Annotated in this window: 17 protein-coding genes; 6 read left to right on the top strand and 11 right to left on the bottom strand. The window is 72.2% G+C overall.

Annotated features, from left to right (window positions below; translation table 11 throughout):
• Positions 1 to 27 precede the first annotated feature (27 nt).
• Positions 28 to 489 (top strand): gamma-glutamylcyclotransferase, encoded by a 462-nt coding sequence (locus ACWEOZ_RS07260; RefSeq protein ID WP_212994286.1) that lies wholly within the window; start codon positions 28 to 30, stop codon positions 487 to 489.
• A gap of 3 nt (positions 490 to 492) precedes the next feature.
• Here the strand turns inward: ACWEOZ_RS07260 and ACWEOZ_RS07255 are convergent, their stop codons facing one another.
• From ACWEOZ_RS07255 to ACWEOZ_RS07240, 4 genes are read right to left on the bottom strand one after another with little or no spacing between them, the layout of a single operon-like run.
• Positions 493 to 1443, bottom strand: a complete 951-nt coding sequence (locus ACWEOZ_RS07255) for a GNAT family N-acetyltransferase (protein WP_451909850.1) — start codon at positions 1441 to 1443, stop codon at positions 493 to 495.
• Between the two features lie 41 nt (positions 1444 to 1484).
• Positions 1485 to 2222 (bottom strand): SCO6745 family protein, encoded by a 738-nt coding sequence (locus tag ACWEOZ_RS07250; RefSeq protein WP_360814917.1) that lies wholly within the window; start codon positions 2220 to 2222, stop codon positions 1485 to 1487.
• 41 nt (positions 2223 to 2263) lie between these two features.
• On the bottom strand, positions 2264 to 3229 hold the full coding sequence (locus ACWEOZ_RS07245; protein WP_451909849.1) for a hypothetical protein: 966 nt from the start codon (positions 3227 to 3229) through the stop codon (positions 2264 to 2266).
• Position 3230: 1 nt separating this feature from the next.
• Positions 3231 to 3866 carry an MBL fold metallo-hydrolase gene (locus tag ACWEOZ_RS07240; protein WP_451909848.1) on the bottom strand — a complete coding sequence of 212 codons (636 nt, stop codon included), beginning with the start codon at positions 3864 to 3866 and terminating at the stop codon, positions 3231 to 3233.
• Between the two features lie 109 nt (positions 3867 to 3975).
• Between ACWEOZ_RS07240 and ACWEOZ_RS07235 the strand changes: the two genes are divergently transcribed.
• Positions 3976 to 5040 carry a DUF4349 domain-containing protein gene (locus ACWEOZ_RS07235; protein WP_451909847.1) on the top strand — a complete coding sequence of 355 codons (1065 nt, stop codon included), beginning with the start codon at positions 3976 to 3978 and terminating at the stop codon, positions 5038 to 5040.
• A gap of 141 nt (positions 5041 to 5181) precedes the next feature.
• Here the strand turns inward: ACWEOZ_RS07235 and ACWEOZ_RS07230 are convergent, their stop codons facing one another.
• Together ACWEOZ_RS07230 and ACWEOZ_RS07225 are read right to left on the bottom strand one after the other, a co-directional pair.
• Positions 5182 to 6441: an amidohydrolase gene (locus ACWEOZ_RS07230; protein ID WP_451909846.1), complete on the bottom strand. Its 1260-nt coding sequence runs from the start codon at positions 6439 to 6441 to the stop codon at positions 5182 to 5184.
• A gap of 190 nt (positions 6442 to 6631) precedes the next feature.
• Positions 6632 to 8203, bottom strand: a complete 1572-nt coding sequence (locus ACWEOZ_RS07225; protein ID WP_451909845.1) for an acyl-CoA mutase large subunit family protein — start codon at positions 8201 to 8203, stop codon at positions 6632 to 6634.
• 206 nt (positions 8204 to 8409) lie between these two features.
• On the opposite strand from ACWEOZ_RS07225, the gene ACWEOZ_RS07220 reads away from it, so the two are divergent.
• Positions 8410 to 10362, top strand: coding sequence for a serine/threonine-protein kinase (locus ACWEOZ_RS07220; RefSeq protein WP_451909844.1), 1953 nt, complete (start codon positions 8410 to 8412; stop codon positions 10360 to 10362).
• Between the two features lie 27 nt (positions 10363 to 10389).
• Positions 10390 to 12039, top strand: coding sequence for a phospho-sugar mutase (locus tag ACWEOZ_RS07215; RefSeq protein WP_451909843.1), 1650 nt, complete (start codon positions 10390 to 10392; stop codon positions 12037 to 12039).
• Positions 12040 to 12077: 38 nt separating this feature from the next.
• On the opposite strand, the gene ACWEOZ_RS07210 is transcribed toward ACWEOZ_RS07215, so the two are convergent.
• The 3 genes from ACWEOZ_RS07210 to ACWEOZ_RS07200 are packed head-to-tail and all read right to left on the bottom strand — an operon-like array spanning position 12078 to position 18278.
• Positions 12078 to 12761 (bottom strand): GOLPH3/VPS74 family protein, encoded by a 684-nt coding sequence (locus tag ACWEOZ_RS07210; protein WP_451909842.1) that lies wholly within the window; start codon positions 12759 to 12761, stop codon positions 12078 to 12080.
• Complete coding sequence (locus tag ACWEOZ_RS07205; protein WP_451909841.1) at positions 12758 to 16180, bottom strand: CDP-glycerol glycerophosphotransferase family protein; 3423 nt, start codon at positions 16178 to 16180, stop codon at positions 12758 to 12760. The genes ACWEOZ_RS07210 and ACWEOZ_RS07205 overlap by 4 nt, the downstream gene beginning before the upstream one ends.
• Positions 16173 to 18278 carry a bifunctional glycosyltransferase/CDP-glycerol:glycerophosphate glycerophosphotransferase gene (locus tag ACWEOZ_RS07200; RefSeq protein ID WP_451909840.1) on the bottom strand — a complete coding sequence of 702 codons (2106 nt, stop codon included), beginning with the start codon at positions 18276 to 18278 and terminating at the stop codon, positions 16173 to 16175. Before ACWEOZ_RS07200 ends, ACWEOZ_RS07205 begins: the two co-directional genes overlap by 8 nt.
• A gap of 122 nt (positions 18279 to 18400) precedes the next feature.
• On the opposite strand from ACWEOZ_RS07200, the gene ACWEOZ_RS07195 reads away from it, so the two are divergent.
• Positions 18401 to 18946: an acyltransferase gene (locus ACWEOZ_RS07195; protein WP_360817296.1), complete on the top strand. Its 546-nt coding sequence runs from the start codon at positions 18401 to 18403 to the stop codon at positions 18944 to 18946.
• Between the two features lie 48 nt (positions 18947 to 18994).
• On the opposite strand, the gene ACWEOZ_RS07190 is transcribed toward ACWEOZ_RS07195, so the two are convergent.
• Together ACWEOZ_RS07190 and ACWEOZ_RS07185 are read right to left on the bottom strand one after the other, a co-directional pair.
• Positions 18995 to 20278, bottom strand: coding sequence for a nucleotide sugar dehydrogenase (locus tag ACWEOZ_RS07190; RefSeq protein WP_451909839.1), 1284 nt, complete (start codon positions 20276 to 20278; stop codon positions 18995 to 18997).
• Positions 20279 to 20305: 27 nt separating this feature from the next.
• Entirely contained in the window at positions 20306 to 21880 is a 1575-nt protein-coding gene (locus ACWEOZ_RS07185) for a glycosyltransferase family 2 protein (RefSeq protein ID WP_451909838.1), read from the bottom strand.
• A gap of 254 nt (positions 21881 to 22134) precedes the next feature.
• Between ACWEOZ_RS07185 and ACWEOZ_RS07180 the strand changes: the two genes are divergently transcribed.
• Entirely contained in the window at positions 22135 to 22776 is a 642-nt protein-coding gene (locus tag ACWEOZ_RS07180) for a class I SAM-dependent methyltransferase (protein ID WP_451909837.1), read from the top strand.
• Positions 22777 to 22787: the final 11 nt, after the last annotated feature.

Genomic DNA, 22787 nt, shown 5'->3' with positions numbered 1-22787 from the left:
CCGGCCGTCCGGGCTATCGTCATCGCCGTGGGTCACTACGCCGCGTACGGTTCCAACCTCGATCCAGCCCGGATGCGGGCCTACTGCCCGCACTCGCCCATGGTCGGCGTCGGGTGGGTGGAAGGCTGGCGCCTGACCTTCGCCGGCGAGGGCGACATGGGCTGGGAGGGCGCGGTCACCACGATCGTGGAGTCCCCGGGCGACCGGGTCTTCGTCTCGCTCTACGACGTGCACCCGTGGGACGCCGCCCAGCTCGACGAGGTCGAGGGGGTGACCGCGGGTGCGTACCAGAAGCTCACCGTGCGTGTCTCCACGCTCGAGGGCGAGTTCAGCGCCTGGGTCTACGTCTTCGACGGCTACGAGGGCGGCATGCCGACGGCCTGGTATCTCTCCGAGATCGCCAACGCGGCCGAGAAGGCCGGCGCGCCGGACGACTACGTGGCTGAGCTGCGCCAGCGGCCCACCCGCACCGCCTCGCCGGAGCTGTAGCGCTCAGACCGTCCGCTGGTAGATGTTGGCCTCGTAGAGCGGCCGCATCCCAACGGCGCGGTAGAGCCGCGCGGCCTCGGTCGGATTAGCCAGGTCGACCCCGAGGCCGGCCGTCGTGCGGCCCTTGGCCGCATAGGCCGCGAAAGCCCGGTGCAGCAGGGCCGCACCCACACCCCGCCGACGGTACGGCCGCAGCACCGCCAGCGACCGCACCCATCCGCCGTTGTCCTCGACGCCGGAGTCGGAGGACTGCAGCACCCCGGCCCACCGGCCGTCGACCTCACCGACGAACCACTCGTCCCAGGCGACGGTGGTCTCGCCGGCCACCTGCTGCCGCCAGGTGTCGTAGCCGGTGGCGTCGTGGTCGCTGTCGCGGAACGCCTCCTCGATGGTGGCGTGGAACCGGCGCAGCTCGGCCTCGTCGTCGTGGCGCACCGGCCGGACGGTGACACCGGGCGCGGGCTGCGGGACGGTGACCGGGCCGTCCAGCGACATGGTCATCCGCGCGTGCTGCTTGACGAAGGCGAAACCGGCGTCGGTGAGCGCCGAGATCCACGGGTGCTCGGTCGGGACCGCGCCCGCCCGGACCGCGTACGGGTCGTGCCCGAACTCCCGGCCCCGCTCCGTGACCCGGTCGAGCAGCCGGGCGAGCAGCGGGCGCAGGGCGGGCACCCCACGCTCGGGCCACACGTAGACCTCGATGAACTCGCGCGCGCCGCCCGAGGGGTTGTCCGGATAGGCCCAGCCGACGATCTCACCGGCGGGGTCCAGCGCCACCCAGCAGTCCCGGGCCGGGTCGGTGTGCGGCATGGTCAACGCCGCGCGCACCTCCTCGGCGGTGTAGTCGGGCTCACCGACCGCGGCGATGTCGCTCGCGTGGGTCAGCCGGAGGAGCTCCGGCACGTCGTCCAGGGTCGGCCGGCGGGTACGCCAGCCCTCGGGCAGTTCGGTCACCGGGAAATCTGAGCACGGCGGCGCGGCGCCACCAAGCGTTTTTACCGGCTCAGCCGGTGCGACAGCGAGGTCAGCAGCCCGATCAGCTCGATCCGCTCGGCCCGGTCGAGGCGCGCGTACGCCTGCCCGGCCAGTGAGTCGGCCACCGACTCGGCCCACATCAGCCGCCGCACGATCGGCCCCGGCGACGGGTACGGCGGCTGCCAGCCGAAGGCCACCGCGTCCGTCTCACCGTCCGGTCCCGCGATGATCGCCTCCAACGGGGTGAGCCCGCTGGCCCGGACCGCCACCACGTGCACGCCCAGCCGGTGCTCCTGCAGCAGGTGCAGCATCACCGCGGCCTGGGCGCCGGCCGAGGCGTCCGGCACCGGCATCGCCCGCCACGCCGCGAACAACGTCAGGCCCGCGGCGTCCACCGCCTCGACGACCCGCTTGGCCAGCTCCAGCAGCCGGGTCAGCCGGGGGAAGCCACCGAGCTCGTCCACGCCCCACCGGCACAGCTCGTGCAGGTGCCAGGTGGCCACCTCCACCGGTGGCGTCGTCTTGGCCGCGGCCTCCCAGCCGTCGGTCACCGCCTCGGGGGCGATGAAGCCGATCGCCGCGGCGACCGTCTCCGGGCGTACGTCGCCGAGCGCGCCGGCCCGGGCCGACACGTGGTACGCCCACCCGGACAACCCCATCAACCGCGCGCGGCGCAGTGTCTGCGGGGATTCGGCGAACGCCCCGACGAGGTTGGCGAGTCCCGGCTTGGCGTTGGCGGCTGCCTGTTCGGGGGTCACCTGAGCGATTCTGCTCCCCCTGACCGGTTCGTGAAAATGGCCTACTGATCCGGTTCATCCGCGTCGAGATCCTCCAGGGCCGCCTCGACGTCTCCGACCTCACGCCGGGCGGCTGATGCGTCCCGCTCCGCCGAGCGTCGCGCCAGCTTGCGCCGGGACACCTCGGCCTGCGCCACGATCCGCTGTCGTTCCAGCTCAGCGAGCTGTTCCTCGATCTCCTCGACGGCGTGGGCGGCCTCCTGCTCGGCCGCTTCGGCGCGTTCCAGCCGGGTCCGGGTCTTGGCCTCCGCGGCCCGGGCGGTGGTCAGCCGGCGTTTGAGTTCGCGGCGTCGTTCCGCGCGTTCCTGCCGGGCCTTCTCGGCCGCGCGGCGTTTGCGCTCCTCCAGCACGGTCGGCCGGGCCGCCCGCTCAGGCTCGGCGGCGACAGCGAACGGGTTCGGCGGCGTCTCCTCGTCCTCGTCGTCGTCCACTTCCTGCTCGTCCGGCTCGTCGGCGGTGACCAGGCGCAACCGCGGGCGCGGCACCTCACCGAATCCGGCGTACGTGGCCGCCTTGACCAGCCGTCCACTGCGTACCTGCTCGGCGATGTCCGGCTCGGCCAGGGCCGCGGTCAGCGTCGCCTCGACCTCGGCCATCGGCAGCTTCACCGTACGCAGCCCCGGGTCGTCCTCCACGGCGAGTTTCTGCGCGGCGTTGACCAGGGCGGACACCACCTGCCGGCGTTGCGTGGAGAGCTCGCGCAGCTGCTCGCCCTGCAGGCTGCGCTGGGCCGAGCGCAGCGCGGTGGACAGCTCCACCAGCTCGTCGATCAGCTCCGGGCGGCGCAGGGCCAGCAGGTTGACCAACCAGGCCGCCACGGTCGGCTTGCGCAGCGCGGCCAGGCGCTTGGCGGTGTCCTTGTCGCCGGCCCGTTTCGCCTCGTCGATCGCGGCGGCCCGGCCCGCGACGAAACCGTCCGGCGGCGCCTCGTAGAGCGCCCGGATCACGTCCTCGGTGCTGGTCGGCACGTCAGTCCAGCGTCGTGCCGGGCGCGACGCGGGCGTACCGGGTGCCGCCCAGGCGTTCGAGGTGGCCGTTGGAGACCTGCGCGCCGGTCTCGGTGAGCAGGGAGTCGTGCAGCGCGTAGGCCCGGCCCGGCTTGACCGCGCGGACGAAGTCGATGGCCTCGCTGAGCTTGAGCCAGGGGGCGTTGAGCGGCACGAACAGCGTGTCGACGTGCTCGTCGGGGGCGGTGAAGGAGTCGCCGGGGGTGTAGACCGAGCCGGAGTCGTCGGCGATCAGGAAGCCGAGATTCGCGATCCGGGGGATCTCGGGGTGGATCACGGCGTGCTGCCCGCCGTACGCCCGGACGGTGAAGCCCGCCGCGGTGAACTCGGTGCCCGCCTCGACTCCGGTGACCACGTCGGCGAAGGCGGTCAGCTTGGGCAGCACGTCGGGGTGGGCGTAGACCCGCAGGTCAGGCCGCTGGGCCACGGCATCGGCGAGCCCGTCGACGTCGAGATGGTCGAAGTGCTCGTGGGTGATCAGGACAGCGTCCGCGCCGGTCAGCGCCGACCGTTCGCTGAACGCCCCCGGGTCGACGACCAGGACGGCGCCGCCACCCTCGAGACGTAGACAGGAATGCGTGAACTTCGTGACGCGCACGTGAGCCCTCCGGTGCCGAATCGTGACCGCTCATCTCGCAGTCTGCCGGAACCGGCTCCCGCGCGCCGCACGTCCCAGGGGGCAGACCTCAACGGGGAACGGAGTATCCATGCGTGCTCGACGAAGGATCACCGCGGCGCTCGGCGCCGCCGGACTGGCCGTGACACTGGCTCTCGCCGGTTGCAGCGGCGACAGCGCGGACAACGGCGCCTCGTCGGCGGGCTCTGCCCCCCAGCTCGGCGAGCCGGCACCGGCCGAGGCTCCGGCCAAGGGTGAGGCGAACACCGCCGAGGGTGGCCAGGATCGGGCAGCCGAGGCGCCCGACCTGCGCGTGGACCAGCGCTCGATCGTCTACACCGGCGCCATCACGGTCCGCGTCGAGGACGTGAACATCGCCGCAGCCCGCGCCGCCGGCATCGCGACCGGAGCCGGCGGCTTCATCAGCGGCGACAAGCGCAACAGCGGCTCCGGCTCGCAGGACGCCACCCTGGAGCTGCGCGTACCGGCCGAGAAGTTCAACCCCGTGGTGGACCAGCTGGCCGGGCTGGGCAAGGAGGAGCAGCGCGGCATCAACACCGAGGACGTCACCGAGCAGACGATCGACCTGGACGCCCGGATCGCCACCCAGCAGGCCCGGGTGGACAGTGGCCGCAAACTGCTCGCCCAGGCCAAGTCGCTCAACGACCTGGTGATGCTGGAACGCGAGGTGGCGACCCGCGAGTCGGACCTGGCCTCCCTGCAGGCCAAGAAGCGCCGCCTGGCCGACCTGACCGCCCTGTCGACCATCACGGTGATCCTGCTCGACCCCGACGCTGTGGCCGTCGAGCAGGAAGAGGGTGCCCCCGGATTCCTGGCCGGCCTGCAGAACGGCTGGAAGGGCCTGCTGGCCTCGCTGGGAGTCGTCCTGACCGTGCTGGGCTGGCTCCTGCCCTGGCTGATCGTCCTGGCCCTGCCGGCCTGGGCGATCATCTGGCTCTACCGCCGCAACCGCGCCCGCCGCCCGTCCCGCACCCCGCAGCCCGCACAGGGCATGCCGGCCTACGCAATGGCCGGCCCGGCACCGACCTACCCACCCCGCACCCAGCCGGCCCGAACCCAGCCGGCCCAGCCCCAGCAGCCGCCTTCCACCAGCAAGGACGCCCCGCCGAAGCGCGCGGAGGAGTCCGGAGAGTAAGGCCGGCAACGCACGGACCTGGCAGGGTGAGGATGGCCGTCCATGAGCCGCCAGGCGATTGGCCATCCTCGCCCGGTCCCCGCGGGAGCGACGGTCAGCACCACTCACCCACCGTGGCAAGAAAGCCCTTGATCCAAGTTCTTAAAAAGCCCCCGTCGACAACGCCGCCAACGCGGTGTGGACCATCACCCTGACCCCGTAGCCGATGCACTTCTCGTCGACGTCGAAGTTCGAGGTGTGCAGGTCGTACTTGACCTCGGAGCCCGGCGTGCCCGTGCCGAGCCGGATCATCGCGCCCGGGACGTTGTCCAGGTAGAAGGCGAAGTCCTCGCCGCCCATGCTGATCTCGGCCTCGACCACGCGGTCGGCGCCCAGCGCCGCGCCGGCCGCGCCCGCGATCACCGCGGCCGCCATCCGGTCGTTGATCACCGGCGGCACGCCCCGGTTGTATTTGACCTCGACCTCGGCGCCGGTCGGTGCGACCACGTCGCGGATCAGCTTGGTGATCAGCTCCGGGGCTTCGCGCCAGGCCTCGCGGTTGAGGATGCGGACGGTGCCGCGGACGTAGCCCTCTCCGGGGATGGCGTTGAACGCCTCGCCGGCCTGCACCGCGCCCCACACCATGGAGACGCCCGCGCGGGGGTCGACGCGCCGGTCCAGCAGTGCGGGCACGTCGACGATGACCCGCCCCAGCGCGTGCACCAGGTCGGCGGTCAGGTGCGGCCGGGCGGTGTGCCCGCCGGGGCCGGTGAGGCGCACCTCGACGGTGTCGGCGGCCGCCGTGAACGGGCCGGAGCGGACCCCGACCAGGCCGGCCGGCAGCTGCGGGTAGCAATGCAGCGCGAAGATCCCCACGACATCCTTGAGCGCGCCGGAGGCGATCACCTCGGGGGCGCCGGAGGGCACGAACTCCTCGGCCGGCTGGAAGATCAACCGCACCCGGCCGGGCAGCTCGCCCTGCTCGTTGAGCTGGGCCAGGGCCAGACCGAGTCCGAGCAGGACGGTGGTGTGCACGTCGTGACCGCAGGCGTGGGCGACCTTGGCGACCGTCGAGCGGTACGGCACGTCCTTGGTGTCCTGCAGCGGCAGGGCGTCCAGGTCCGCGCGGAAGGCGATCACCCGGTCGCCCTCGCCGATGTCGCAGATCAGGCCGTTGCCCTTGGGCAGCAGCTGCGGGGTGAGGCCCGCGACGGCCAGCTCACGCGCGATCAGGGCGGCGGTCTCGAACTCGGCGTTCGACGGCTCCGGGTGCGCGTGGATGTGCCGCCGGATGGCCACGAGCTCGGCGCCCCGGGCGGCCAGCCAGCGGTCCAGCTGGCCGGGCAGCGGGTCGGCGCCGGGCGGGGGCCCCGGGAAAGGGGCCTGGGGTGAGCTGTCGGGCACGGTCAATGCACTCGTCACGTCGGATTCTCTATCGCTCTCGTCATTTGAACCGGTTTCCGCAACGCGCGAAAGCTTAGACCTCTTTCGGTGACGCTGTGCAACGTCATTCCCGTATTGATCGTCTCGCGCTGTGTTACCAATGCCCTGATAAGAGCGCTGTGCGGACGCCATCTCCTCCAACGGATGACAATTACCGGAGGTGACGCAGTTAAAAGTGTTCCACGGGTCGGTAGACGCCCCACACCCCGCGCAGCGTGGTGCAGACCTCGCCCACGGTGGCACGCAGGCGCAAGGCCTCGCGCATCGGCGGCAGCACGTTCTCGGTGCCCTCGGCCGCTTTGCGCAGGTCGGCGAGCGCCGCCTCGACGGCCGGCCCGTCCCGTTCGGCGCGCAGCTTCGCGAGCCGGGCGGCCTGGTCGGCCTCGATGGCCGGGTCGACGCGCAGCGGCTCGTACTTCTCCTCCTCGTCGCTCGCGAAGCGGTTGACCCCGACGACCACCCGCTCGCCGTTGTCGATCTCCTGGGAGATCCGGTACGCCGAGCTCTCGATCTCCTGCTTCTGGAAGCCCTGCTCGATGGCGTCCACCGAGGACCCGTAGCTGAACACCCGCTCGATCAGCGCGGTCGCCGCCGCCTCGACCTCGTCGGTCAGGGCCTCGATGACGTACGAGCCGGCGAACGGGTCGACGGTGTCCACCAGGCCGCTCTCGTACGCGAGGACCTGCTGGGTGCGCAGGGCCAGCCGGGCCGACTTCTGGGTGGGCAGGGCGATCGCCTCGTCGTACGCGTTGGTGTGCAGCGACTGGGTGCCACCGGCCACCGCGCCGAGCGCCTGGATCGCCACCCGGACCAGGTTGACCTCCGGCTGCTGGGCGGTGAGCTGCACGCCGGCGGTCTGGGTGTGGAAGCGCAGCATCAGCGACTTGGGATTCTTCGCCCCGAACTCGTCGCGCATGATCCGGGCCCACATCCGCCGGGCGGCCCGGAACTTGGCGATCTCCTCCAGCAGCGTGGTGCGGGCGACGAAGAAGAACGACAGCCGGGGCGCGAAGTCGTCGACGGCGAGCCCGGCCGCGAGCGCGGCGCGTACGTACTCGATGCCGTTGGCCAGGGTGAACGCGATCTCCTGAGCGGGCGTCGCGCCGGCCTCGGCCATGTGGTAGCCGGAGATGGAGATGGTGTTCCACTTCGGGATCTCGGCCCGGCAGTAGGCGAAGGTGTCGGCGACCAGCCGCAGCGACGGCTTGGGCGGGAAGATGTACGTCCCCCGGGCGATGTACTCCTTCAGGATGTCGTTCTGGATCGTGCCGGTCAGCGCCGCCCCGGGCACGCCCTGCTCCTCGGCCACCAGCTGGTAGAGCAGCAGCAGCAGCGAGCCGGGCGCGTTGATCGTCATCGACGTGGAGACCTTGTCGAGCGGGATCCCGGCGAACAGCTGCCGCATGTCGTCGATCGAGTCGATGGCCACGCCGACCTTGCCGACCTCACCGTGCGCGATCGGGTCGTCGGAGTCGTAGCCCATCTGGGTGGGCAGGTCGAAGGCGACGGACAGGCCCATCGTGCCGGCGGCCAGCAGCTGGTGGTAGCGGGCGTTGGACTCCACGGCGGTGCCGAAACCGGCGTACTGGCGCATGGTCCACGGGCGCTGGGTGTACATGGTCGGGTAGACGCCCCGGGTGTACGGGTAGGCACCGGGCTCGCCGAGCCGCTCGTCGACGTCCGGCGCCACGTCGCCGCGGTGGTAGACCGGTTTGATCTCGAACCCGGATTCTGCGTTCACAGAAGTGATCCTAAAGCAGCGTTAAGCACGGAAGAGCGAGGGATTTTGCACTCAGCGTCCGAAAAGTTCCACTGTACGCGACAGCGTGGCTACCCACGGTCGAGTTCACCAGAACACCCTTCCAGCGACTTTCCGAAAAGGGGTGGGAACCGGCAAGATAGCGGAGTTGGCCGACAGCCCCCTACACCCCCTTCGGTGGCATCTTCGTGACTCAGATTCCGACGTGGAGCGGTGGCAACTCCGCCCCGACCAGCGGACGCGCAGCCCCGGGCACGCTCATCGGCGGGCGGTACACCCTCCGCGCCGCGGTCGGGCACGGCGGCATGGGCACCGTCTGGCGGGCAGCGGACACGCTGCTGCGCCGCGACGTGGCCATCAAGGAGGTCATCCTCCCGCCCGGCCTGGCCCCCAGCGACCGCGACTCGATGTACGAGCGCACCATGCGCGAGGCCCGTGCCGCAGCCGCCCTGCAGCACCCGGCGGTCGTGCAGGTCTACGACGTGGTGCACGAGAACGGCCGGCCGTGGATCGTCATGGAGCTGCTGGAGGCGCGCAGCCTCGCCGACATGGTGATCGAGGACGGCCCGGTCAACCCGCGGGTGGTGGCCAAGATCGGCATCGCCCTGCTCGGCGCGCTCGAGGTGGCCCACGCGCACGGCGTGCTGCACCGCGACGTGAAGCCGGCCAACGTGCTGATCTGCACCGACGGCCGCTGCGTGCTCACCGACTTCGGCGTCGCCCGGATGCCCACCGACGTGCAGCTCACCACGCCCGGCATGGTGCTCGGCTCGCCGCACTTCATCTCGCCCGAGCGGGCCATGGGCAGCGACTTCGGCCCGCCCAGCGACCTCTTCTCCCTGGGTGTCACGCTCTACACCGCGATCGAGGGCCGGCCGCCGTTCGACAAGGGCGACCCGATCGAGACGATGCACGCCGTCGTCGAGGACCCGCCGACCCCGGCCGTACGCGCCGGCTCGCTGACGCCGGTGCTGATGGGCCTGCTGGAGAAGGACCCGGCCCGCCGCTTCGACGTGCCGACCGCCCGGACGATGCTGCGTCAGCAGCTCGCCGGCCCGCTGGCCAGCAAGGCCCCGCCGCACATGATGACGGACCCGTACTCGGTGGTCCCGGCGCAGCGCCCGCCGGCGGCCGAGACCCAGCCGATCCCGCCCGCCCAGCCGAAGCCCTCCGGTCAGATCGGCGGCCGGGCCATGCTCGCGCCCGACGAGTCGCTCACCGGGCGCCTGGCCAAGCTCAAGCAGGGCAGCGGTGGCGGCCGGCGCCGCGCCGCCGAGGCCACCGCGGCCAGCGCCCCGACCGGCGCCTATCCGCCCCCGCCGCCGATGGACAACGACCGGACCAGCGTGATCCCGCCGTCCGGGGGCTCGGAGAGCGACGAGACCAGCGTCCTGCCCCCGCGCCGGCAGTGGGACGGTGCCCGTGCGGCCCGCGACCCGCTGCCCGGCACGGTGGTGACCAGCCCGGCGGCCAAGCGCCGCGCGATGATCGACAACACGGTCGCCACCGTGCGCCGCACCACCGACAAGGCCGTCACGACGGTCAAGGGCTGGCCGCGCAACACCCAGCTCGCCGCCGGTGGTGGCGCCCTGGCCGTGGTGCTGCTGCTGGTCCTGGTCGTGGCCCTGAGCGGGGACGACGATCCCGGCACCCCGCCCAATCAGCCACCGGCCGCCAACCAGGTGGTGCCGGCCTCCTTCGCCACCCAGGACTACAAGGGTGACAAGGCCGTCACGGTCAAGGTGCCCAAGACCTGGGAGCGCGCCGCGACCGGTAACTGGGTCGACTACATCAACCCCGAGGACAAGTCGACGAAGGTCCGGGTGCTGGTCGAGAAGGGCTCGATCCCGCCGCGCAAGTTCGCCGACACCACCGCGCCCGGCACGCTGAAGAAGTCCAAGGCCTGCCCGAAGCCGTTCAAGCACCTGGGCACGACCGACGTCGAGATCTCCGGGCTGCCCGCCGCCCAGTTCGAGTACACCTGCGGCGAGGGCGACACCATGCGGCACGGGATCTGGCGGCAGACCACGACCGACGGCAAGATGTACTCCTTCTACCTCACCACCACCGAGGCCAAGTTCGCCGGCAGCAAGCAGTACTTCGACGAGATGGCCAAGACCTTCACCCTCAAGTCGAGCTGAGCCGCCGGGCCGTGCTATCCACTGAGCATGGCAACTGACGATCTCCGCAGGCTGGCCGAGACCTGGCTGGCCGACGATCCCGACCCGGCCGCGCGTGACGAGATCCGGGAGCTGCTCGCGCGGCTCCCGGAGAGCGCCGACGAGCTGGCCGACCGGTTCGCCGGCCCGCTGACCTTCGGCACGGCCGGGCTGCGCGGCCGGCTGCGGGCCGGACCGAACGGGATGAACCTCGCGGTGGTCACCCGCGCCGCGGCCGGCCTGATCGGCTGGCTGGGCGCGCAGGGCGGGCAGGGACCGCTGGTCATCGGGTACGACGCCCGGTACGGCTCCCGCGACTTCGCCGAGCAGACCGCCCGGGTGGCCACGGCGGCCGGGCGGCCCGCTCTGCTGCTCCCCCGCCCGCTGCCGACGCCGGTGCTGGCGTACGCGGTACGGCAGCTGGACGCCGTGGCCGGGGTCATGGTCACCGCCAGTCACAACCCGCCCCAGGACAACGGCTACAAGGTCTACCTCGGCGCCCAGCTGGGCGGTCCGGCCGGGGCCGGCGCGCAGATCGTGCCGCCCGCCGACGCGGGCATCGAGGCCGCCATCCAGGCGGTCGGGCCCCTCACCGAGGTCCCGCTGGGTGAGCCCGGCACGGTCCTCGACGAGACGATCGTCCAGGGGTACGTGGACAGCGCCGCCGCCGTCGTAGCCGCCGGTCCCCGCGACCTGAAGGTGGCGTACACGCCGCTGCACGGGGTCGGCGGCAAAGTGCTCGCCGCGACGTTCGCCGCGGCCGGTTTCGCCGCCCCGGCCGTGGTCGCCGAGCAGGCCGAGCCGGACCCGGCGTTCCCGACCGTCGCATTCCCCAACCCGGAGGAGCCGGGCGCGATGGACCTGCTGCTGGCCCTGGCCGGGCAGACCGGCGCCGACCTGGCCATCGCCAACGACCCGGACGCCGACCGGTGCGCCGTCGCGATCCCGGGCACCGAGCCGGGCAGCTGGCGGCCGCTGAGCGGGGACGAGCTGGGCGTGCTGCTGGCCGACCACCTGATCCGGCGCGGCGTGCCGGGCACGTACGCCACCACGATCGTCTCCTCGACGCTGCTGCGGGCCCTGTGCACCGCCCGGGGTGTGCCGTACGCGGAGACCCTGACCGGCTTCAAGTGGATCGTCCGCGGTGCCGAGGAGCTCGCGTACGGCTACGAGGAGGCGCTGGGCTACTGCGTCGCGCCGGGGCTGGTCCGCGACAAGGACGGCATCACCGCGGCGGTGACCGTGGCCGACCTGGCCGCCACGCTCAAGGCCGAGGGGCGTTCCCTGGCCGACCGTCTCGACGAGCTGGACGCCGAGTTCGGGGTGCACCGCACCGGGCAGGTCTCGATGCGGGTCGAGGACCTCGGACTGATCACGAGCACCATGGCCCGGATCCGCCAGAACCCGCCGAAGAGCCTGCTCGGTGACGCCGTGACCGAGGTCGAGGACCGGCTGCCGGACGCCGACGTGCTGACCCTGCGGACGGCGCGGGCCCGGGTGGTCATCCGGCCGTCCGGCACCGAGCCGAAGCTCAAGGCGTACCTGGAAGTGGTCGAGCCGGTGACCGACGGTGACCTGACCGGTGCCCGGTCACGCGCCCTGGCCGCGATGGACAGCGGGCTGCGCCCGGAGATCTCCGCCGCGCTCGGCCTGGCCTGAATGCCGGTGGCCGGGGCCGCCAGGGCCCCGGTCCCGCGTCAGATCACCTTCGGGGCGCCCAGGGCCGCGCTGATCGCCCGGCTCAGGGTGGCCACCACCAGGGCGACGCTCGGGCGCACGATCGAGTCCTCGAGGTTCATGGAGCCGGAGAAGCCGGCGCCGCTGGCGATCTGCTCCAGCCGCTGGTGGGCCCGGGCGGCCTCCTCCGGCGGGAGCCGCAGAGCCGGCTCCATCCGGGTCGCCACGAGCAGCGTGGCCAGGGCCGCGGTCCGCTCGTCCGGCGGCGCGTCGGTGATCAGCGCCTCGGCCAGCCGCTTGCGGATCTCCGCCTCGAACGCGGGGTCCGCGGTCGGATAGCGGTGCACGTGGATGTGACCCATCTGGGTCTCGTCCACGTCACGCACCACGCCCCGTTCGATCAGGTCCTGCAGGACCCGGTTACGGAGGTTGTGGCGCAGCCGCTGCACCCACTGGGCCGGGGTGTGCGGCTCGTCCGCGGCGGCCTTGGCGAGCACCAGGTCCGCGATCGGGTCGCCGATCGGTGTCGGGTCGTTGACGACCAGGTTCCCGTTCACGTAGGCGATCCGGCCGGCCAGCGCGAGGTCCACCAGCACGGCCGCGGACATGCCGAGGTCGAGCCCGATGCGGGAACCGGTCGCCTTGCCGGTCTGGTCGTCGTACGCGAGGAGGAGGAGTTCCTCAGCGAGCGCGATGGAGGTCATGGCAAAACGATAGTGGCCTCAGTCACGTCGCCTCCACCGCCACTCCCCTTTCGGCCGGCCGCGAGCAACCAGTCGACCAGCCGCTCGGCCGCCCGGCCGTCCCGCGCGGTCGCATATGTCTCCGCGAACGCCTTGGCCGCCCCCGCGTGGTCGGCAGCGACGGTGTCGAGCGCACCCACCGCCGCAGCCACCTCGGCGGAGGTGCTGAGCAGCGGTCCGGGAGCCACGGTGCCGAGGTCGACGTTGAGCCCCGGGGAAGCCTGGAACTCCGCCAGGTCGGGCACGTAGAGCAAGGCCGGCCGGCCGGTGACCGCGAAGTCGGCCAGCAGGGTCGAGTAGTCGGTGATCAGCGCGTCGGCCGCCAGCAGCAGCTCGCCCACCTGGGGATAGCCGGACACGTCGAGCACACCGGGCACCAGGCCCAGCACGTCGTCGCCGAGGGCCGGATGCCGGCGGACCAGCAACGTGTGACCGGGCGGCAGAGCGGCCACGACGGCCGGCAGATCCAGCAACTTGCCGGGGTCGCTCCAGCCCCGCTTGCGCCAGTCCATCGGGCGCCGGGTGGGCGCGTACAGGATCAGCCGGGTGCCGGCGGGCAACCCCAGGCGCGCGAGCACCGCGGCCCGGGCGGTCTCGGCGTCCATGGTGGTGAGCAGGTCGTCGGCCGGACGCCCCCACTCCAGGACCGGGCCGTCGAACCGCAGCTCCCGGCGCAGCACCGGGGTGGCCGAGGGGCTCGGCGACGCGAGGGCTGTCCAGCTCGCCGCATCGGAGTCGAGCTGATCGATCAGCTCCTGGCCGAGCGGGTGGGCGACCGCCGTGGCCCCCGAGCGCGCGATCGGCCAGCCGCCGGCGAGCCGGAGCACCACCTGGCCGTCGGCCGGCCGGAACCAGCGCGGCAGGTCGTCGTTGGTGACGATCCAGCGGCTGGTGGTCAGGGCGGCGTACCAGGCCTCACTGCCGTGGGTGACCGGCTCGGCGCCGGGCGGCACCGGCTGGCCGCGCTCGACCGTCCAGCGGGCGACCGGGGCCCGCGGCCGGCGGGCCAGCTCGGCCAGCAGAGCGGCCGGGTCGTCGGCGAAGCGCCGGCCCGGTGCGGCGTCGAAGAGCACCGCGTCCCGCAGGGCGGGCCGGGCCCCGGGCAGGGTGTACGCGGCGCGCAGACGGTCCTGCTCGGCCGGGTCGGGCTCGGGGGTCTCGACGACCAGGATCGTGCGCTCCTCGCCGGCCGAGCGCAGCACGGTGCGTACCCCGTCGGCCGCGGTGGCCGAAGCCGGCAGGCTCGCGGTGACCGCGCCGGTGAAACCGAGGGCGGCGATGGTGAGGTGGTGCACCCCGGCGGACCGGAACGACAGATCCCACATGCCCGCCACCAGGGGCAACGGTCCGCCCAGGCCGGGCATCGCGGCCGGGTCGACGATCACCTGCCAGCGCCCGTCCACCGCCCGCAACGGCAGACTGTGGTCCTTGCGGCGGCCGCGCAGCCGCAGCAGCAGCTCCCCCTCGATGTCTTCCGGGCTGTCGCCACTGAGCACCAGAGCACCGTCGGGACGCCAATCGGCTGACGTCACCACCGGGCCGGCCGGGCGGGTACGCAGGAAGACGTGCCCGGCGGCCGAGACGGCGGTGTAGACCTCGTCGGTGCCCCGCACTGTCCGCAACGGCTCGTAGCCGTCGTCGGCCACGAGCTGGACCGGCTTGTCCCGGACCACGATGTCGATCTGGAAGCGCTGGGCGTACAGGCCCGCGGCGTGGTTGTCGTCGGTGACGTCGAGGCCGATGCCGGCCAGCGGAAGTCGCGCGGTGAAGGCGAAGCCGTCCGGGACCGGGCTCACCTCGGCCGGCACCCGGTGCGTGACGATGCCCCGGACCCGGCTCAGCTCGATCCGGACCGGGCCCGCCGGGCGGCCGCGCAGCATGCCCGACAGCACCAGATCGTCACCGTCGCGGTGGCTCGCGGTGAGCCAGCCGTCCGACTTGCTGATCCGCAGCCGCAGCCGGCCCTTGGTCTCGATCGGGGCGACCCAGACCCCCGGCTCCAGCTGCTTGCGCGGCAGCGGGTCGCTCCAGCCCTCGGGCATGCGCAACCCCGCGCGGCGGACCGTGATGCCACGGGCCGCGGCAACCGCGACCGTCCAGCTGCCGCTGCGCCAGACCTTGCCGTTGCGCATGACGGCCGGATCGATCGAGACGATGAAACCCGCTGCCTGCTCGGCCGGGCGGGCCCCGGGATCACGGTGGGCGCGCGCCCGCAGCGGGAGCCGGCGCCGGCCGCCGTCGCTGGAGAGCCACAGCAGCCGCATCGAGCCGAACCGCCGCGGCGGGCCGCCGGGCACGTAGGCGTAACCGGTCAGCTCCAGCCGGCCGTCGCGCCAGACCAGGCTGCGGACGGCGGACTCCAGCGGCCGCTGCGGTGCCGCCTTCGGCTTACGGAAACCGCGGTCGATCAGCTCGACCAGGTCGTCGAGCCGGCGCTCCCGGATCAGCTGCCAATGCCGGCGGACCTTGGCCGGCTGCCGTTCGACGGCGCCCGGGTCGAGCTCGGCGAGATAGCCCGTGGCCAGCCGCAGGAACGTCTCCCGGAACTCCGGTGAGGCCGCCGGCAGGAACCTGAGGTAGCTGCTGAGCTTGTCCCAGATCGCCTGCTCCTCGTACACCCGGCGGAGGTCGTCCTGGCCGGCGTCCGTGAGCAGCTTGCGGGTCAGCTCGACCGAGAAGAAGCGGTCGACGAGGTTGCGCAGGTCGTTGTTGGACTGGGTGATCGAGCGGACCGCGCCCTCGCGGACCCGCCAGAAGTAGATCGGCTCGTTGACGACCGCGACGCTGGTCGCCAGGGCATGCGCCGGCACGGTGACCGGCACGTCCTCGAAGAGCCGGCCGACCGGGAACTCGAAGCCGTGCGCGTCGTAGAAGGAGCGGCGGTACAGCTTGTTCCAGATCGTGCGGTCGCGCAGCAGCTCCGGCCGGCGGGTGACGTGCGTGTCCAGGTCGGTAGTGGCGATCGCCTCGTTGTGCGGCGCCCCCCGGTATGCGCCGCGCGAGGAATACCGCCGGACGGCGCCGCTGGCGAAGTCCGCGCCGCCGGCCAGCGCCTGCACCAGCAGCTCGTACGCGTGCGCGGCCAGCACGTCGTCACTGTCGACGAAAGCCAGGTATTCGCCCCGCGCAGCCGGCACGGCCACGTTGCGGGCGGCGCTGAGCCCGGCGTTGGCCTGCCGGATGAGCTCGAACCGGGAATCCCTCGCCGCGAACTCTGCCGCGACGGCCGCAGACCCGTCGGTGCTGCCGTCATCGACCATCAGCACCTGGAGGTCGGTGTATGTCTGCGCCCGCAGCGAGTCGAGGCAGTCGCGCAGGAACGGCTCCACGTTGTAGATCGGCACGATCACGCTGACCAGGCCGGGGATGCGTTCAGACATCGGCGAACACCCGCCGGACCACCCGCTCGGCAGCGTGGCCGTCCTCCAGGGCGCAGAACCGCGCCCGGAAGCGGGCCCGGACCGCGGTCGCCTCGGGACTGTCGACCTGGCCGGTGCGGAAGGCGGCCACCAGCTCGTCGAACGTCCGGGTGAACGTGCCCGGGTGCTCGGTCTCCAGGTCGAACGTGACACCGCGCACGGCCCGGTAGATCTCCCAGTCCGGCGCGAAGATGATCAGCGGCCGGTCCAGCACGGCATAGTCGAACATCACCGACGAGAAGTCGGTGATCAGAGCGTCGGCGGCCAGGTAGAGCGTCTCCACCGTGGGGAACGCGGACACGTCGGTGACCCGTGGGTGCAGGGCCGGGAAGCCGGCCAGCCCGTAGAAGTAGTGGCCGCGCAGCAGCACCCGGGTGTCCGGGCCCAGCGCCTCGGCCAGCGCGTCGACGTCGAGCATTGGGGTGAAGGTCGCGTGCCACTCGCGGTGGGTCGGGGTGTAGAGCACCACCCGCTCGCCGGGCGCGATGCCGAGCTCGGCGCGGGCCGCCGCGACGTCCTGCTCGGTGGCCAGGGCCAGCCGGTCGTTGCGCGGATAGCCGGTCTCCAGCGTCTCGCCCTTGATCGGGAACTGCCTGTCCCACAGCAGGGTGGTGTGCCGGTTGGCGGTGATGCTGAAGTCCCACTTGGCGATGTTGCGGCGCATCCGCTCGGCGTTGAAGGTGACCGTGGAGGCCGGGAACTTCGGCTGGTCGAGGCCCATCGTCTTGAGCGGCGTGCCGTGGTGGGTCTGCACGTGGACCGCGCCCGGCCGCTTCACCACCTCCGGCGGGAAGGTGGCGTTGTTGATCAGATACTTGGCGCGGGCGATGGTGCGGTAGTAGGCCCGGCTGCCGGCGGTGACGTGGTCGACACCCGCGGGCAGCGGCCGGTGGCCCCGCTTGACCACCCAGACGCCCCGGACGCCGGGAGCCAGCTCCTTGGCCTTCTCGAAGATGGCGGCCGGGTTGCAGGCATAACCGCGATACCAGTACGCCGCGTACACGGCCAGGCTCTCGTCGATCGGACGGCGCAGCTGCCACTTGTAGTACCAGCGCAGGGCCGGCTTGCGCAGGCGGGCTTTCGCCGTGCGCGGCACCCGGCGGACCGAGCGAGCCACGCTGGCCGCCCCGCGCAACGCCCGGTAGGCGGTGAAGGAGTCAGCGGCGAGCAGCTTGAGCCGCAGACCGGCGGCACCACCGGGACGGGCCGCGGCCCCGGCCTCGTGCTTGCGCAGCAGCTCGGACACCGCGGTGAACATCGCCCGGCGGGCCGCGCGGGGCATCCGGGTGTCGTCCTCGACGATCGCGAGCAGTTCGGTGACGGCCCGGCCCAGCGCGCGCCGGCGCAGCTTGGCGGAGGAGGCGGTGACCACGGGACGGCTCAGCGCGTCGTCGTACTGCGCGACCGCGTCGGCGTGCCGGGCCGAGCGGGTGGTGCGGATCGAGCCGTCGCGGTCCAGCCGGCGGATGTAACAGGCCGGCTCGAAGGTCGTGACGGTGCCCGCCTCGGCCAGCACCGCGTACGCGAAAGCCACATCCTCGTACCAGCCCGGCCGGAAACGGATGCCGGAGTCGAGCAGGAACTGCCGTCGCACGATCAACGCGCCGAGCGGAGGTGCCGCCCGGGTCAACGCCTCGGCCCCGGTGGCCGCGGACTCCGGCGTACGCCAGCCGGACACCGACCTGTTCCACCGTTCCCGAGCGGCCCCGACGACCAGCACGTCCGGCTTCTCCTCGCGCAGCCGGGCCTCGACCGCGGCGAGCGCGCCGGGCACGATCCGGTCGTCGCCGTCGACGAACCAGACGTATTCGCCGGTGGCTCGGTCCAGGCCGGCGTTACGGGCCGGGCCCGGGCCGCCGTTGGTCGTGAGGTGCACCACAGTCAACCGGGAGTCGCGGGCGGCCCGCTCGTCGAGGACCTCGCCGCCATGATCGGGCGACGCGTCATCGACGCCGATCACCTCGGCGTCCACCGTCTGCTGATCGAGGACCGAGGACAACGCCTCGACGAGATATCCCTGAACGCTCCACGCGGGAACGACGACGCTGATCATGGTCATGGTGGGGCGCGGGCCGTCCGTACGAGGTCTGAAAGAGGGGAACGCCCAGATTAGCACCGGCGAGATTCCGGAATTGTTTCCCCGATTTCGGGTGTGCGCTCCGCAGGGCTCACACTGCTCTGATGGATCACACCCACAATGACACCGACGCCGCCGGCGCCCGGCCGCCGTTCGTGCACCCCTCCGCGGACGTGGAGGAGGGTGCCACGCTCGGCGCCGGCACCAAGGTCTGGCACCTCGCACACGTCCGCTCGTCCGCCGTGGTCGGCGACGACTGCGTGATCGGGCGCAACGTCTACCTCGACGCCAACGCCGTCGTGGGCAGCCGCGTCAAGATTCAGAACAACGTCTCCGTCTACCAGGGCGTCACGATCGAGGACGAGGTCTTCGTCGGCCCCTGCGCGGTCTTCACCAACGACCTGCGGCCCCGGGCCCAGAACCCGGACTGGAAGATCACCCCGACCCTGGTCCGCCGGGGCGCCTCGATCGGCGCGAACGCGACGTTGATCTGCGGCATCGAGGTCGGCGAGTACGCCATGATCGCGGCCGGCTCGGTCGTGACCAAGGACGTCCAGCCCTACCAGCTGGTGGCCGGCAACCCGGCCCGGCCCAAGGGCTGGGTCGACGAGAGCGGCGAGATCGTCAGCCGCGAGATCGAGCGGGGCTGACCGGCCGGACGTTGCCCGGGGCGGCCGGAGCCGCCCCGGGACTGCACGTCAGCCGCCGATGACGATCCGGCGAATGCCTTCGAGGCGCTCCGGGTCGGTGGTGCGCCGGCCGTCGACGATCACCTTGACGCCGGGCAGGTCCGCGGCGGTCAGGCTGCGGTACTCGGCGTGGTCGGCCTGCACGACCGCCGCGCCCAACTCCTCGCCGTTCCACGGGGGCAGGCCCAGAGCGGTCAGCTCGGCGGTGGAGTACATCGGGTCGGACACGTACGGCTTCGCGCCGCGGCGGCGCAGCTCCTCCACGGCCGGGAAGACGCCGGAGAACGCCGTCTCCTTGACCCCGCCCCGGTAGGCGGCCCCGAGCACCAGCACGCCCAGCCCGTCGAGGTCACCGACCGCGGCGGCCAGCAGGTCGACCGCGTACGCCGGCATCGCCGCGTTGGCCTCGCGGGCCGAGCGGACCACCGTGGCCGACGGGTCGTTCCACAGGTAGAGCCGCGGGTACACCGGGATGCAGTGCCCGCCGACCGCGATGCCCGGCCGGTGGATGTGGCTGTACGGCTGGGTGTTGCAGGCGTCGATGACCAGGTTGACGTCGACGTCGATGGTGTCGGCGTACCGGGCGAACTGGTTGGCCAGCCCGATGTTGACGTCGCGGTACGTGGTCTCGGCCAGCTTCGCCAGCTCGGCGGCCTCGGCCGAACCGAGGTCCCAGACGCCGTTCGGGCGCTCCAGGTCGGGCCGGTCGTCGAAGTCGAGCACGGCCTCGTAGAACTCGACACCGCGCTGGGCCGACGCCGCGTCGACGCCGCCGACCAGCTTCGGGTACTTGCGCAGGTCGGCGAAGACCCGGCCGGTGAGCACCCGCTCGGGGCTGAAGACCAGGTGGAAGTCGCGCCCGGCGACCAGGCCGGAGCCCTCCTCCAGCAGCGGCGCCCAGCGGGTGCGGGTGGTGCCGACCGGCAGGGTGGTCTCGTAGCTGACCAGGGTGCCCGGACGCAGGCCACGGGCGATGTCGCGGGTGGCGGACTCCATCCAGCCGAAGTCCGGCACGCCCTCGCCGTCGACGAACAGCGGCACGACCACGACCACGGCCTCGGCCTCGGCCACGGCGGCCGCGGTGTCGGTGGTGGCCGTCAGCAGACCGGCGTTGACCGCCTGCTTGAGCTTGACATCGAGGTCGGCCTCGCCCGGGAAGGGCACCAGGCCGTCGTTGACGGTGCGCACCGTCGGCTCGGAGACGTCCGCCCCGATCACGGTGTGCCCCTTGGACGCGAACTGGACGGCGAGCGGCAGCCCGATCTTGCCCAGGGCGACGACACAGATCTTCATGCTGGGGTACATCCTCCTTGGCGCGGGTCAGCGCTTGGGGCGAAGCCGGCGCGCGAGACGGCCGGCGATCCGGCGGGGGGTGACGGTGGTGCTCACGACGTGCAGCCGGGCCTTCTCGTCGAGCTCGGCGCCGACGAGGTGAAAACGTAGGCCACGTCGATGGAGGATACGCGTCGCCCGCGAGAGGTCGAACGCGGTCACCGGAAGACTGTACGACTCGCCGCGGGTGGTCCAGCTGAAGCGCACGCGCCGGCGCTGCCGCCGCTTGGTCTGCCCGGCGATGATGTCGTCGACGGTCAGATAGCCCAGGACCCGGGTGCCGCCGTCGTCGTCGTTGGCGGACTCGGTGAGGGTGGCCGGGCGGTCGCCCGCGGACACCTGCGGAGCCGGACCGTCGCCGCTGTTCAGGTTGGGCAGGGACGTGTGCCAGCCGACCAGCAGGGCGCGCCGGCCGTCCGGGGTCCGGCCCCAGCGCACGTCGGCCGGGCCGGTCTGGTGGACGAGCTGGCGGACGTGCGAGGTCGCGTCGAACCACTCGTCGGGGAAGCCGAGGGCCTGATCACGGAAGCCGGGGAAGTTCAGGTAGTAGCGCTCACCCTCGGCGACCACAGGTGACAGGCCGTGCTCGGCGAAGTGCTTCGCGACGGTCAGCAGGTCCTGGACCGTGCCGTACTGGGCGACGCTGAGCGGGATCCGGTGCCGCACGTCCAGGCTCGCCCGGATCTCCTCGGTCAGGTAGGTGTCGGCCAGTTTGCGGACACCCTCCTGCACGCGGATCCGTTCCTCCTGGTCCGCCTCGAGGAACCGCTTGCCCAGCAGCTTGCCCAGCTCCCAGGTGAAGTGCCGGCGGAACACCGCGTCGCGGGCCTCCGGGTCGGTGATGACGTCGGCGACCGTGTCCATGATCAGCGCGGCGTCCTGCACGAAGCCGGACAGCGAGGTGCGGTACGTGATGTTGCTGGAGTCCGTGCGCCGCACCGCGTAGTAGAACTCGTAGTCGGCCCGGACGGCGATCCGCCGGGCCGCCATCACCGCGCGGATGGTGAACGGCTGGTCACTGCCGGACCGCAGCTCCTCCGGATAGCGGATGTGGTGCTCCTCCAGCAGGGAGCGGCGGAACAGCTTGGTGTTGGACAACGCCCAGGGCAGCGCCGAGTTGACCAGCGTGATGTCGTCGCGGTTGCCCGGGGTGAAGACGGCCTGGTTGACCACGCGACCGCCGGCGCCGACCAGGCGGCCCAGCACGATGTCGGCCTCCAGCTCGTCGGCCGCGGTGACGAGCCGGTGCAGCGCCTCGGTGCCGAGGTAGTCGTCGGCGCCGAGGAAGAACACGTACCGGCCGGTGGCCAGGTCCAGGGCGCGGTTGCTCGGGCCGGCCGGACCGCCGGAATTCTCCTGGTGCAGCACCTTGAACGTGTCCGGATACTCCGCCGCCCAGCGGTCGAGCTCGGCACCGCTGCCGTCGGTGGACCCGTCGTCGACGGTGATGATCTCCAGCCGGTCGACCCCGATCGTCTGGTCGACCAGCGAGCGCAGACACTCCGTCAGGTACGGCATCGTGTTGTACACGGCCACCACCACACTGACGTCGGGTCCGCTCACCGCTACCTCTTTTCTCCGCTGCACTCGCAGGGGACGCGAGGTGCTCGGGAGTCTATGACACCCGCACACGCGCTGTGGTGCCCGACGCCGGGACGCCATCCTTTCCGCGTGGTTTCCCGGCGGTTAACTCCTGCCACGTTCATGGCCGTCCGAACCGTGACCGGAAATCCCTTACCGATCATGTACGCCGTGCGCGCTCCCCCGGCGTATATTGTCGCCCTGTTCACCCGTCACGACGAAGGCGGTACGGCGGCATGGTGCTCCTCAACGACGCGGAAGCGTTGGCGTACTGGAACGAGCGGCACCAGCGGGAGAGCGATCTGCGCTCCGGCGGCCACATGGCGTACGACGAGGCCACCAACCGCATGTTCTACATGCGGCGGCTCAGCCTGCTGATGGATCTGGTCGGCCTGCAGTCCTCCCCGGTGGCCCCGATGTACCTGCTGGACGCCGGCTGCGGCAAGGGCTGGTTCAGCCGCGAGCTGGCCCGCTTCGGCCACCAGCTCGACGGCATCGACGGCAGCCCGGCTGCCCTCGAGCACGGCCGCAACGAGGGCGGCGGCCCCCGGTACCACCTCTCGACGCTGTCCGGCTGGCGCAGCCCGTGGCTCTACGACGTGGTGTTCTCCGTCGACGTGATGTTCCACATCCTCGACGACGCCGAGTGGGAGCGCTCGATGCGCAACCTGGCGTCGCTGGTCCGGCTGGGCGGGCGGCTCGTCGTCGCCGACTGGGGCGAGGACGGCTCCCAGGTGCTCGGCAACTACCAGGTGCTGCGCGGCCGCAAGAGCTACCTGCCGCTGATGGACGGCTGCGGCATGCGGTTCGACGGCTGGCACCCGTACGACTTCCGGGGCAGCGTCATCGGCCTGTACGCCTTCACCCGCACCCACTGACTGATCGGCGA

The organism is Actinoplanes sp. NPDC004185 (genome assembly GCF_053603475.1).
This window is presented reverse-complemented; position numbering and strand designations above follow the sequence as displayed.

What these genes read in the sequence shown, in the direction of transcription:
- ACWEOZ_RS07215 (WP_451909843.1), top strand. Translation starts at nt 10,390, where the DNA reads ATGGCAACTGACGATCTCCGCAGGCTGGCCGAGACCTGGCTGGCCGAC.
- ACWEOZ_RS07205 (WP_451909841.1), bottom strand. Translation starts at nt 16,180, where the DNA reads ATGTCTGAACGCATCCCCGGCCTGGTCAGCGTGATCGTGCCGATCTAC.
- ACWEOZ_RS07190 (WP_451909839.1), bottom strand. Translation starts at nt 20,278, where the DNA reads ATGAAGATCTGTGTCGTCGCCCTGGGCAAGATCGGGCTGCCGCTCGCC.
- ACWEOZ_RS07210 (WP_451909842.1), bottom strand. Translation starts at nt 12,761, where the DNA reads ATGACCTCCATCGCGCTCGCTGAGGAACTCCTCCTCCTCGCGTACGAC.
- ACWEOZ_RS07235 (WP_451909847.1), top strand. Translation starts at nt 3,976, where the DNA reads ATGCGTGCTCGACGAAGGATCACCGCGGCGCTCGGCGCCGCCGGACTG.
- ACWEOZ_RS07200 (WP_451909840.1), bottom strand. Translation starts at nt 18,278, where the DNA reads ATGACCATGATCAGCGTCGTCGTTCCCGCGTGGAGCGTTCAGGGATAT.
- ACWEOZ_RS07195 (WP_360817296.1), top strand. Translation starts at nt 18,401, where the DNA reads ATGGATCACACCCACAATGACACCGACGCCGCCGGCGCCCGGCCGCCG.
- ACWEOZ_RS07180 (WP_451909837.1), top strand. Translation starts at nt 22,135, where the DNA reads ATGGTGCTCCTCAACGACGCGGAAGCGTTGGCGTACTGGAACGAGCGG.